Below are 11,854 nucleotides of genomic sequence, written 5' to 3'. Positions count from 1 at the left end.
CTCCTTGTGGTCGTTCATCGTTCAGATCCAGCCGTCGAGTGCGGCCAGGAAGCCGTCGTGGTCGTCCCGGTGGACGGTGTGGCCGGCGCCGGGCACGGTGCGCACCTCGAAGCCGCGGGCGCGCAGCAGTTCGGCGTCCTCGGCGCTCACCAGGAAGCTGCCGTCGGCCAGGACCACCAGCGAGGGCACCGCCGGGACGGCCGGCAGACCGGACTCCTGGCCGGACATCGCCAGGGCCGACTCCTCGTCCCAGGCGGCGAGGGTGGCGAGTTCGACGTCGACGTCGGCGGCCTCCCAGCGCGGGTTCAGCTCGGTGATCTGCTCCCGGGTGGCGTGCCGGAACTCCACGAACATCGCCGGGTCGAGGCCCTCGACCCGGCCGAACTGCCAGGCCGGGTCGACGTACACGGCGCGGGCCGGCTTCAGCCGCTCGACCGCGCCCAGCAGGCTGATGCCGCCGAGCGAGTGGCCGACGGCCAGCTCGGCACCGGCCGGCAGGGTCTCGACCAGGTCCTCGGCGTACGCCGCCAGGGCGTAGCGCTCCTGCGCGGTCCGGCCCGTGCCGCGCGGGCTCCGTCCGTGGCCGCGCTGGTCGACGGCGATGACGCGGTACCCGCGCTCGGCCAGGGCCGGGCCGATCCGCCGCCAGGTGCGGTGGTCGGACATGATGCCGTGCACCAGCAGGGCGACGCGGTCGCCGGAACCCCACTCCTGGGTGTGCAACTTCATTGGGGTGGAACCTTTCTGGGAAAGCTCGGGCTTGTGGGTGTGCCCGGGCCTGTGGGTATGCCTGGGCATGGGGGTGTGCCTGGGCCTGTGGGTGTGCCTGGGCCTGTGGGTGTGCCCGGGCACGGGGGGCTGCTCAGCGGACGCTGCGGATCGGCTTCAGCGCGAGTGCGCCGAGGACGGCCAGGACGGCGCCGAGCAGGAAGAGCGGGGTGTAGCCGCCGAGGCCGACCACGACGGAGGCGACGAAGGGAGCGAGGATCTGCGGCCCGGCGTTGGCGATGTTGAGCACGCCCATGTCCCGGGCGGCGTCCTCCGCCTTGGGCAGCACCATGGTCACCAGCGCGGTGTCGACGGCCATGAAGCAGCCGAAGGCCAGGCCGTTGACCACGGCGAAGACGATCATGCCGGTCCAGGAGGGGCTGACCACCGGGATCAGCAGGGCGACCGCGGAGAGCACGGCCGAGACGGCGACGAAGGCCTTGCGGCGGTCCAGCCGGTCCGAGAGCACCCCGCCGACCACCGTGGAGACCGCCATCGCCACCGAGGAGACCGGGGTCAGGACGGCCACCGCGTCGGCGGCCGCCATCCCGTCCGGCAGCGTGATGTGGTCCTGGAGGATGTAGAGCTGGTAGCCGACCACCGCGAAGTAGCCGAGCACCAGCAGGAACCGGCCGATGAAGGCCCAGCGGAAGTCGGGGGTGCGGAGCACGCCGAGGAAGGCCGCCGCCTGGTCCCGCAGCGGGGTCGGCGCCTTGGGCGGCATCCGGCGCTCCTTGGCACCGGAGGTGAAGAGCACGGCGGCGGCCGCCACGATCAGGCCGAGCAGCAGGTAGCCGGTGCGGTAGTGGTCGGCGAACGCGGAGCCGATCACCACGCCGACGGTGCTGCCGACCGGCAGCCCCAGGCCGACCGCGGCCGAGGCCGCGCCCCGCCGCGCCGTCGGGACCCGGTCGGGAACCACCGAGGTGAGGGCCGCCTGGTAGAAGTTCATCACCGCCTGGCCGAGGCACCAGACGATGGCGAGCAGCAGCACGGAGTCGACGCTGCCGAGCAGGGCCATGGCGCCGACGGCGGCCAGGCCGCCGCCCAGGATCCAGGGGTTGCGGCGGCCGGAGCGGTCGGAGAGCGCGCCGGCGAAGGGGTTGAAGACGGTCGCGAAGATCGCGGAGACACCGCTGACCAGACCGAGGTTGGCCACCTTGGCGGCGGGGTCGATGTGTTCGATCTGCAGGGGCAGCAGGACGCCGGCGACGCCGATGTAGAGCGCGTACATGGCGGTGTTGCCGGCGAACAGCAGCGGGAGGAGGCCGCGGCCGGGCGTGGTGACCGGGCCGGGCGGCTCGGCCGCGCCACCGGGCGCCGCGCCGGGTCCGCGGTCGGGCACCGCGCCGGGTCTGTCCTCGGGTCTGTCATCGGGTCTGGTGGGGGAAAGGGCCACATTGCCCTCCAGGGGGAGCGCCCGGCGTGCAGGTGGGGGGCCGGGCGGGCGGAAGGGAGCTCGGGGTGGCCGGTGACACGCGCTGCGCTTGCACGCGCTGTGCCTTCACATCGCTTGCTTACACGTGTTACCACGGCCATGCGGAGATGTGTATCAGTGGATCTGCCCTCCACGCCAGCCCCCGGCCGTGAAAAGATTCCAACCGTTATGACCATCCACACGAAGCCGAGCACGCCGCCGACCAGCGCCGATGTCGCCCGCCTGGCCGGGGTGTCCCGCGCCACGGTGTCGTTCGTGCTCAACGACACGCCGGGCGGCCGGGTCAGCGAGCAGACCAGGCGGAAGGTGCGCGCGGCCGCCGAGGAGCTCGGGTACGTCCCGCACGCCGGCGCGCGCTCACTGCGGGCCGGCCGGAGCGCGATCGTGCTGCTGGTCGGCCACTCCTGGCCGATCGGCCCGCTGTTCAGCTCCTTCTACCGGGAGCTGCAGCAGGCCCTCCAGCGCCACGGGTACACCGGCGTCCTGTACGGCCGCAGCCCGGCCACCGGGGACGATCCCGCACGCGCCTGGGCCGAGCTGCGCCCGGCGGCGGTGCTCTGCCTGGAGCCGGTCCTCACCCCCTCGGGCGTGGAGACCCTGCACCGGGCCGGCACCCGGGCGGTCGTGACCCTGGGCATTCCTCCGGTCGCGGGTGCGCACACCCTGGTCCTGGACCAGAGCGAGGTCGGCGCCGCCGCCGGAGCACACCTCCTGGCCACCGGCCGCCGCAGGATCGGCGTGGTCGTGCCGACCGACCCGGGCCTCGACGCGTTCAGCGGCCTCCGGCTGGCCGGGGTCCGGGCCGCCGCCTCGGACGGCTCGACCCTCGCGGCCTCCGGCGACGCCGTGCACGTCGAGCCCCTGCCGCTCGACTACACCGAGCAGGCCGCCGCCGAACTCGCCGATCGCTGCCGCGACCTGGCCCTGGACGCGGTGTTCGCCTACAACGACGAGTACGCCATGCTGGTCCAGCGCGCCCTCCAGGACGCCGGTCTGGAGGTGCCGGAGCAGGTCGCCGTGGTCGGCGCCGACGACCTCATGCTGGCCCGACTGCTCCGTCCGAGGCTGACCACCGTCCACCTGACCCTGCCCGACGGGGAGGAGCTCGCCACCCTGGTCGACCGGCTGGTGAGCGAGCCCGACAAGGTGCCCACCACGCAGAACCTGCTGGGCGTGCGGATGGTCGTCCGCGAGTCCGCCTGACGGCCGCCCGCACTCCGCGGCTCCGCCCCCGGGCCGCTGGGGCCGGTCACACCGACCCCAGGAGGCCCCCTCCAGCGGCGGGGAATCCGGTTGCCACCGACCCGGCTCCTGCGTAAGGCTCCGGGCATGCCCTCCCCGCCCGAGTCGATCACGCTGGACGACGTGACGCTGCGCCGCTTCGACGGCGAGGCGGACCTCGCCGAGCTCTTCCGGGTGATCGAGGAGTCCCTCGACCACCTCCGGCCATGGATGCCCTGGGTCGCCGAGCACAGCCTCGACAGCACACGCGTCTTCCTGGCCCGCCGCGCCGAGCAGTGGGCGAGCGGTGACGCGTTCACCTACGCGATCGTGGCGGAGCGGGCCATCGTCGGCGCCTGCCAGCTGTTCCGCCGCGCCGGCCGGCCGAGCGACGGCCTGGAGGTCGGCTACTGGCTGCACCCCGGCGCCACCGGTCGCGGTCTGGTCACGCGAGCCGTTCGAGCGCTGGTCGACGAGGCGTTCCTGCTCCCCGGCATCGACCACGTCGACATCGTCCACGACCCGGCCAACCGTGCGAGCGGCGCCGTGCCGAGGCGCCTCGGCTTCACCGAGCACCCGGGCCGGCCCGCCGAGGGGTCCACTCCCGGGGAGACGGGCGAGGACACGGTCTGGCGGCTGACCCGCGCACAGGCACAGGTCGGCACGTCACGTCCGGGAGGCCCGCCTACCGGGCCCCGGGGCTGAAGCAGTGCGGCGGGACAGCACTGCGCCCCCGGGGCCGCACGGCCCCGGGGCGCCCCGGGTCGGAGGTCGAACTGCGGTTCAGAGCTTGAACATGGCGGTGTACGGCTGGGTGATCCGCTCCTGCCGTGAACCGAAGTCGACGAGTACCGCGATGTCGCCGTCGCCCTCGACCGCGATGGCTCGGCCGAGGCCGTAGGTGTCGTGGGTGACCCGGTCACCGACGGCGAACCGTTTGAGTGGTGCTTCGACCCGGGCCTTGAAGGGGCTGGTGGGCAGAGTACGCCGGACTGCTGCTGATTTCGTCATCCCCTCCAGTATGCGCCGGAACGCGCGGGCGCGGGTCCTTCCGAAGGTCTCGAATTCGCACAGAAGCGGAATCCGGGTACTCCTGTTCGCCGTCGCCCCGGCGGAAATAGGCGCCGCCGGCGGACTGCGGCAGCCGGGACCGGGCCGGCGGCGGACGAGCGCCCGCGGCAGCCCCACGCCCGCCGTCGCCGGTATTTCCGGGCGGCCGCCGGGCCGGTGCGGTGCCCTCAGCGTGCCGCCAACTCCACCGGACGGGTGTGGCGTTGGGGAGGCGGCCGATGCCACACCGGTCGGCCCCGGGAGGGCCTCCGGAGGCATCGGGGGGTGAAATTCTCACCACGACGACCCCCGGCCTGCTAGAGTCGAATAAGTTGCAGTAGTGGTTCCCATGAACTTTGTGTGGGCCTGCTGAGGTCTCGCAGGCACATTTTCTGTTTTCCCGGCTCTTCCCCGGGTGGGTCATCATCGCGGCATCTCGGAGCACGCATGGTGCGGGCTCCGGACAGCCCCTTGAAGGAGATTTCTTTATGGCTAATGGCACTGTGAAGTGGTTCAACGCGGAAAAGGGCTTCGGCTTCATCGAGCAGGAGGGTGGCGGCCCCGACGTCTTCGCCCACTACTCGAACATCAACGCCAACGGCTTCCGTGAGCTGCTCGAGGGCCAGAAGGTCGAGTTCGACGTCACGCAGGGTCAGAAGGGCCCGCAGGCCGAGAACATTCGTCCGCTGTAGTTTCTGCCACGGCACCCGCCCGGCAGCGAGGGGCCCGCACCGCGTACACGCCCGGTGCGGGCCCCTCGGCATTGCAGGACCACCGATGCCCGGTCACCCGGGCTCTCCCGGCTCCGCCACCGGCGGCCTTCCCCACGCGAGCTGCTCCGCGCCGCGTCCGGGTCGGCGCCCCACCGTGACCACTCACGGTTCGAGGTTCTTCGCTCCCGCCCGCGCGGCGAGCGCCGACCGTAGGTGACGTGCCGCACGGTTTCACCGTCCACGCTCCGCTCGCCCCTGTTCCGGCCCGTTCCTTGCAGCCTCCGCCCGGATGACCCGTGGGCGCGGAGCCTTCCTCGTGACGTGCCACCTTGAGGAAGGTCTCCGCATGAACCGCTCCAGTCGCTCCTCGTACCAGAACGCCAACTCCCGCTCCGGCGGTGGCTCCTACGGCTCCCGCTCGGGCGGGGGCAGCTCCTACGGCTCCTCGGCCGGCGGTGGCTCGTACGGCTCCCGCTCGGGCGGCGGCGGCTCCTACGGCTCCCGCTCCGGCGGGTCGTCGCGCTCCGGCGGCGGTCCGAGGCGGCGCCAGGGCTCCTCCGTGCAGGGCGAGTTCGCGATGCCGGTCAGCACCACCCCGGCCCTGCCCGCCGTCGAGTCCTTCGACGAGCTCGACATGCCCAAGGCCCTGCTCTCGACGCTCACCCGCCAGGGCGTCACCTCGCCGTTCCCCATCCAGGCCGCGACGCTGCCGAACTCGCTGGCCGGCCGTGACGTCCTCGGGCGCGGCCGGACCGGCTCCGGCAAGACCATCGCGTTCGGCCTCGCCCTGCTGGCCCGCACCGCCGGCCGGCAGGCCGAGCCCGGCCGGCCGCTGGCCCTCGTCCTGGTGCCCACCCGTGAGCTCGCCCAGCAGGTCACCGAGGCGCTCACCCCCTACGCCCACTCGGTGCGACTCAAGCTCGCGACCGTGGTCGGCGGGGTGTCGATCGGCCGCCAGGCGCAGATCCTGGGCCGGGGCGCGGAGGTCGTCGTGGCCACCCCCGGCCGGCTCAAGGACCTGATCCAGCGCGGCGCCTGCCGCCTGGACAGCGTCGGGATCACCGTGCTCGACGAGGCCGACCAGATGGCCGACATGGGCTTCCTGCCCCAGGTCATCGAACTGCTCGACCAGGTCGAGGCCGACAGCCAGACCATGCTGTTCTCCGCCACCCTGGACCGCAACGTCGACCGTTTGGTGCGCCGGTTCCTCAAGGACCCGGTCACTCACTCGGTGGACCCGTCCGCCGCCGCGGTCAGCACCATGGAGCACCACGTCCTGCACGTGGAGAACCGCGACAAGAGCGCCACGATCGCCCACATCGCCTCCCGCGACGGCGGCGTGATCATGTTCACCGACACCAAGCACGGCGCCGACCGGCTGGTGGACGAGCTGCTCGCCAGCGGGGTGAAGGCGGCCGCGCTGCACGGCGGGAAGTCCCAGCCGCAGCGCACCCGCACCCTCCAGCAGTTCCGAAACGGCCAGGTCACCGCCTTGATCGCGACCAACGTCGCGGCCCGGGGCATCCACGTCGACGGCCTCGACCTGGTCGTCAACCTGGACCCGCCGACCGACCACAAGGACTACCTCCACCGCGGCGGCCGCACCGCCCGGGCGGGCGAGTCCGGCACCGTCGTCACGCTCGTCCTGCCCAACCAGCGGCGCGAGACGGCCCGCATGATGGCCACCGCCGGCATCACCCCGGAGTCCACCCGGGTCCACTCCAGCGACCCCGAGCTCGCCCGCATCACCGGCGCCCGCGTGCCCACCGGCGTGCCCGTCGTGATCGCCGACCCGGTGGTCGAGCGGCCCCGTCGCAGCGCCTCCGCAAGTCGCAACCGCCGCAGCCGCCCCGCCTCCGCCGGCCGCACCTCGCAGGGGCGGACGTCCCAGGGCGGCACCTCGCAGGGCGGCACCGGCTCCCGCCGCGGCGGGTCCAGGCGCGTCGACCTGGCCGCCTAGCACGCGGACCGGCACCACAGCGGCAGCACCGTCGAGCACCCTCCCTGATCGCCGCCGTCACCGGCGGGACCGACCCGAAGGAGCCCCATGACCATGGCCCTCGAACACCCCGCCGACTTCGCCGCCGACTCCGCCACCACCGTCGGGGACGTGATGACCCGGCCCGAGCTGCAGATCAGCGACGACGTCATGGTCGACACGGCGCTCGACATCCTGCTGAGCTCCGGCGCCCCGCACGCCCTGGTCCGCGACGACGAGGGCCGCTGCGCCGGACTGCTGACCCGTATGCACCTCGCGCCGTTCCGGGCCCGGTCCTGGTACACCGAGCGCACCCCGGTGCGTGCGGTGAAGCACGACCGCGCACCGTTCGCCACCGCCGGCATGCCGGCGGCCGCCGCGGCCGCCACGATGCGCTCGCGCGGCCTGGACGCGTGGCCGGTGGTGGACGACGACGGCCACGTCATCGGACTGCTCAGCCTCTGAGCCCGGTCCGGACCAGGACCCGCCGCCCCGGCCTGCCGGGGCGGCGGGTCCTCGCCGTTTCCGGGAGCAGGGGGCTGGCACCGGGCGGCCGGGCACCGGGCGGGCGGACCCCGGGCGGCCGGGCTCCGGGACGTTACGTTCTCCGGGACGGACGCGCTCAGCCGGTGGTCGCGGCCACCTCGGTGAGGGCCTCCAGCACCGGCCGGATCAGCGGGTGGCCGTCCGCGCCGGCCCGGACGGCGGCGAACACCCGGCGGGTGGCGAGGGCGCTGTCCACCGGCCGCACCGCCACCCGGCCGAGCTCCACCCCGAGCAGCGCGGAGCGCGGCACCAGGGCCACCCCCGCGCCGGCCGAGGCGAGCGCGACCACGGCGCGGAAGTCGTCCGAGGAGTGCACCAGGCGCGGCTGGAACCCGGCGTACTCGCAGGCCAGCAGCACCACGTCGTGGCACGGGTTCCCCGGGTAGGGGCCGATCCAGGGTTCGTCGGCCAGGTCGGCGACGGCGATCGGCCCGTCGCCCGCCGCCAGCGGGTGGCCGAGCGGCAGCACCGCCTCGAACGGCTCGGCGTACAGCGGCACCCGGGTCAGCCGGGCGTCGTCCGCCCGCGGCGCGCCCCGGTACTCGACGGCGACCGCCAGATCGGCGCGCCCGTCCAGGACCATCGGCAGGCTCGCGTCGCCCTCCGCGTCCAGCACCTTGAGGCGGACGCCGGGCGCCCGGACGGCCAGCGTGCCGATGGCGGGCGCCAGCACCAGCGAGATCCCGGTCGCGAAGGAGGCGACGGTGACCTCGCCGGCCACACCGGCGCTGTAGGCGGCGAGATCGGCCTCGGCCCGCTCCAGCTGGGCGAGGACGGCATCGGCGTGCCCGAGCAGGATCTCGCCGGCGGCGGTGAGCCGCACCCCTCGGCCCTCGCGGGCGAGCAGGTGGTGGCCGGTCTCCTGCTCCAGCGCGGCCAGCTGCTGGGACACCGCCGAGGGGGTCAGGTAGAGGGCGGCCGCCGCAGCGGTCACGGTGCGGTGGTCCGCCACGGCCCGCAGGGTCCGCAGCCGTCGTGCGTCGATCACACGCCAATTCTGCCAGCGTGTCGCGGGATGCCGGAGCCACTCGTGGGACGGGAGGCGACGGGAGGAACGGAGGGGTCGGCGGCGGAGGCCGCCCGGGCCGGACACGGCGGAGCCCACCGCGACCGCGGACGGGAGTGGGACGTCGGCCGGGTCGACGTCCCACTCCCGGGCGGGAGGGTGGGGCAGTTGGTCTGTGGTGGCGCGCCGCGCGACGGTGCCGTGGCGTGCGGCGGTGGTGTGCCGTGCGGCGGAGGCGGGCCGGTCCGGCCTCCGCCGCGCGGCGCTCCGGGTGCCCGTGGCGCGTCCGGTTCCGAGCGGACGGGCCACGGGCGGTCCTGGGGACGGTCCGGGCGCACCGGGCTCCCCGAACGGGCGTCCGGGAACGGGTGCCCGGGCGCGGACCGCCCGGCGGGGCTACTCCCCCAGCGCGGCGCGCGCGTCGACGAAGGCCGCGACGGCGCGCTCGACGTCCTCGGTGGAGTGCGCGGCGGACAGCTGCACCCGGATCCGGGCCGCGCCGTGCGGCACCACCGGGAAGGAGAAGCCGATCACGTACACGCCGCGCTCCAGCAGCAGCTCGGCGAGCCGGCCGGCCTTGGCCGCGTCGCCGATCATCACCGGGGCGATCGGGTGGTCGCCGGGCAGGATCTCGAAGCCCGCCTCGGTCATCTTCGACCGGAACAGCGCGGTGTTGGCGGCCAGCTTCTCGCGCAGCTCGGTCGAGCGCTCGACCAGGTCGAGCACCTTCAGCGAGGCCGCGGCGATCACCGGGGCGAGCGAGTTGGAGAACAGGTAGGGCCGCGAGCGCTGGCGCAGCAGCGCGACGATCTCGCGGCGGGCCGCGACGTAGCCGCCGGAGGCGCCGCCGAGGGCCTTGCCGAGGGTGCCGGTGATGATGTCGACGCGGTCCATCACCCCGTGCAGCTCGGGGGTGCCGCGCCCGTTCGGACCGACGAAGCCGACCGCGTGCGAGTCGTCGACCATGACCATGGCGTCGTAGCGCTCGGCCAGGTCGCAGATCTCGCGCAGCGGGGCGACGTAGCCGTCCATCGAGAAGACGCCGTCGGTGACGACCAGCCGGCGGCGGGCGCCCTGGGCCTCCTTGAGCTGCTGCTCGAGGTCGGCCAGGTCGCGGTTGGCGTAGCGCAGCCGGCGGGCCTTGCACAGGCGGATGCCGTCGATGATGCTCGCGTGGTTCAGGGCGTCGGAGATGACGGCGTCGCGCTCGTCGAGCAGGGTCTCGAAGACACCGCCGTTGGCGTCGAAGCAGGAGGAGTAGAGGATCGTGTCCTCCTGGCCGAGGAATCCGGAGAGCCGGTCCTCCAGCTCCTTGTGGACGTCCTGGGTGCCGCAGATGAAGCGGACCGAGGCCATGCCGTAGCCCCAGCGGTCCAGCGCGTCCTTGGCGGCGGTGAGCACCTCGGGGTGGTCGGCGAGGCCGAGGTAGTTGTTGGCGCAGAAGTTCAGCACCTCGCCGGGCCGCCCGCCGGCGGTCACGGTGACGGCGGCGCTCTGCGGGGTGCCGATCACCCGCTCGGGCTTGAAGAGGCCGGCCTCGCGGATCTCGTCGAGGGTGGCGGCAAGGTCGTCGCGCACGTTGTCGAACACGGTGTCTCCCTAGAGGGGGTCAGACGGTCTCAGACGGTCCAGTCGAGGATGATCTTGCCGCAGCGGCCGCTCGCGGCCTCGTCGAAGGCGGCCTCGAAGTCGGCGGCGGCGTAGCGCCCGGTGATCACGGGGCTGAGGTCGAGCCCGCCCTCCAGCAGGACGGACATCGCGTACCAGGTCTCGAACATCTCGCGGCCGTAGATGCCCTTGATGGTGATCATCGAGGTGACCACGGAGGCCCAGTCGACGGGGAACTGCTCGGCGGGCAGGCCGAGCATGGCGATCTTGCCGCCGTGGGTCATGTTGGCGATCATCGACTGCATCGCCTCGGGGCGGCCGGACATCTCCAGGCCGACGTCGAAGCCCTCGCGCAGGCCGAGCTTCTGCTGGCCCTCCTCGATGGTGTGCTCGGCCACGTTCAGCGCGAGCGTCACGCCGACCTCGCGGGCCAGGTCGAGGCGGTACGGCGAGACGTCGGTGATCATCACATTGCGGGCACCGGCGTGCTTGGCGACGGCGGCGGCCATGATGCCGATCGGGCCGGCCCCGGTGATCAGCACGTCCTCGCCGACCAGCGGGAAGGAGAGCGCGGTGTGCACGGCGTTGCCGAACGGGTCGAAGATCGCCGCGACGTCGAGGTCGACCGGGACCCGGTGCACCCAGACGTTGGAGGCGGGCAGGGCGACGTACTCGGCGAAGGCGCCGTCGCGCCCCACGCCGAGGCCGACGGTGTTGCGGCAGAGGTGACGGCGGCCGGCCAGACAGTTGCGGCACTTGCCGCAGACCAGGTGGCCCTCGCCGCTGACCAGGTCGCCGACCGAGATGTCCGCCACGGCGGCGCCGATCTCGGCCACCTCGCCGACGAACTCGTGGCCGAGGACGAGCGGGGTCCGGATGGTCTGCTGGGCCCAGCCGTCCCACTTGCGGATGTGCAGGTCGGTGCCGCAGATGCCGGTGCGCAGCACCTTGATCAGCACCTCGCCGGGGCCGATGGCAGGCTTCGGGACGTCCATCAGCCAGAGTCCGGGCTCGGCCTTCTGCTTGACGAGTGCCTTCACTGCGGCGGCTCCTGACGCATGGTGGGGCGGCCTGGTGTGGGCAGGCCGACGGGGCCCGGCGGGGTGGCTGCTCCTGCCTCCTCGCACCTGGCATGGAGCAATCTGCCTGGTGGGAGGGGGTGCGGTCCATCGAGGAATTCTTAAGGGGCGCCACAGCTGGGCTAAACGATCGTGCCCGAGCCGGGCCCGGCGGCCTTCACGGCGTGCCGGTGGCCACCCGTTCGGCGGAGCGCCCGGGGCGCGCCCGGGGCGGCGGGGGCGGTGGTCTGCCGGGGGATCAGGCCGGTCGGGTCGGCCTTCCCGGCTGCCGATCGCCCGCTGCGGGCCGCTGCGGCAGGGGTGTCGAGGCCGGGCGCGGTCAGCGGCAGGCACCGGAGGACGGCGCCGCGGATCGAGCCGAGCGGCACGCGGCGGGCACCGCCGGTGTTGACGACGACGGCGCGGTGGGTGCGCTTCTCCACCCGGGCCGGGATGGCGGGTGCCCCT

General features: G+C 73.7%; 12 protein-coding genes. 5 read left to right on the top strand and 7 right to left on the bottom strand.

What is annotated here, in order from left to right; all coding sequences use genetic code 11:
* Positions 1–21: 21 nt before the first annotated feature.
* Both ACWDRR_RS05330 and ACWDRR_RS05325 read right to left on the bottom strand, forming a co-directional pair.
* Positions 22–729 (bottom strand): alpha/beta fold hydrolase, encoded by a 708-nt coding sequence (locus ACWDRR_RS05330; RefSeq protein ID WP_449770839.1) that lies wholly within the window; start codon positions 727–729, stop codon positions 22–24.
* A gap of 133 nt (positions 730–862) precedes the next feature.
* Positions 863–2,113, bottom strand: a complete 1,251-nt coding sequence (locus tag ACWDRR_RS05325) for an MFS transporter (RefSeq protein WP_449770838.1) — start codon at positions 2,111–2,113, stop codon at positions 863–865.
* 261 nt (positions 2,114–2,374) lie between these two features.
* Between ACWDRR_RS05325 and ACWDRR_RS05320 the strand changes: the two genes are divergently transcribed.
* Both ACWDRR_RS05320 and ACWDRR_RS05315 read left to right on the top strand, forming a co-directional pair.
* Entirely contained in the window at positions 2,375–3,409 is a 1,035-nt protein-coding gene (locus ACWDRR_RS05320; protein WP_449770837.1) for a LacI family DNA-binding transcriptional regulator, read from the top strand.
* Positions 3,410–3,535: 126 nt separating this feature from the next.
* A complete protein-coding gene (locus ACWDRR_RS05315) occupies positions 3,536–4,132 on the top strand; it encodes a GNAT family N-acetyltransferase (protein ID WP_449770836.1) in 597 nt (198 codons plus the stop codon).
* Positions 4,133–4,210: 78 nt separating this feature from the next.
* Here the strand turns inward: ACWDRR_RS05315 and ACWDRR_RS05310 are convergent, their stop codons facing one another.
* On the bottom strand, positions 4,211–4,438 hold the full coding sequence (locus ACWDRR_RS05310; RefSeq protein ID WP_360640631.1) for a hypothetical protein: 228 nt from the start codon (positions 4,436–4,438) through the stop codon (positions 4,211–4,213).
* Between the two features lie 527 nt (positions 4,439–4,965).
* Here ACWDRR_RS05310 and ACWDRR_RS05305 point away from each other — a divergent pair.
* The 3 genes from ACWDRR_RS05305 (at position 4,966) to ACWDRR_RS05295 (ending at position 7,633) form a co-directional block, all read left to right on the top strand.
* A complete protein-coding gene (locus tag ACWDRR_RS05305) occupies positions 4,966–5,169 on the top strand; it encodes a cold-shock protein (protein ID WP_030918248.1) in 204 nt (67 codons plus the stop codon).
* Between the two features lie 367 nt (positions 5,170–5,536).
* Positions 5,537–7,150: a DEAD/DEAH box helicase gene (locus tag ACWDRR_RS05300; protein WP_449770835.1), complete on the top strand. Its 1,614-nt coding sequence runs from the start codon at positions 5,537–5,539 to the stop codon at positions 7,148–7,150.
* Positions 7,151–7,237: 87 nt separating this feature from the next.
* Positions 7,238–7,633, top strand: a complete 396-nt coding sequence (locus ACWDRR_RS05295; RefSeq protein ID WP_449770834.1) for a CBS domain-containing protein — start codon at positions 7,238–7,240, stop codon at positions 7,631–7,633.
* 157 nt (positions 7,634–7,790) lie between these two features.
* Here the strand turns inward: ACWDRR_RS05295 and ACWDRR_RS05290 are convergent, their stop codons facing one another.
* The 4 genes from ACWDRR_RS05290 to ACWDRR_RS05275 form a co-directional block, all read right to left on the bottom strand.
* Positions 7,791–8,702: a LysR family transcriptional regulator gene (locus ACWDRR_RS05290; protein ID WP_449770833.1), complete on the bottom strand. Its 912-nt coding sequence runs from the start codon at positions 8,700–8,702 to the stop codon at positions 7,791–7,793.
* Between the two features lie 414 nt (positions 8,703–9,116).
* Positions 9,117–10,310, bottom strand: coding sequence for a glycine C-acetyltransferase (locus ACWDRR_RS05285; protein WP_380570994.1), 1,194 nt, complete (start codon positions 10,308–10,310; stop codon positions 9,117–9,119).
* A gap of 29 nt (positions 10,311–10,339) precedes the next feature.
* The gene (tdh, locus tag ACWDRR_RS05280; protein ID WP_449770832.1) at positions 10,340–11,368 is read right to left on the bottom strand and encodes an L-threonine 3-dehydrogenase; all 1,029 of its coding nucleotides are present in this window, start codon (positions 11,366–11,368) and stop codon (positions 10,340–10,342) included.
* A gap of 161 nt (positions 11,369–11,529) precedes the next feature.
* Positions 11,530–11,829 (bottom strand): hypothetical protein, encoded by a 300-nt coding sequence (locus ACWDRR_RS05275; RefSeq protein ID WP_449770831.1) that lies wholly within the window; start codon positions 11,827–11,829, stop codon positions 11,530–11,532.
* Positions 11,830–11,854 lie beyond the last annotated feature (25 nt).

The sequence above is a fragment of the Kitasatospora sp. NPDC003701 genome (assembly GCF_053587085.1).
Note: the sequence above shows the minus strand (reverse complement) of the source record. Positions and strands in the feature narration are given on the sequence as shown.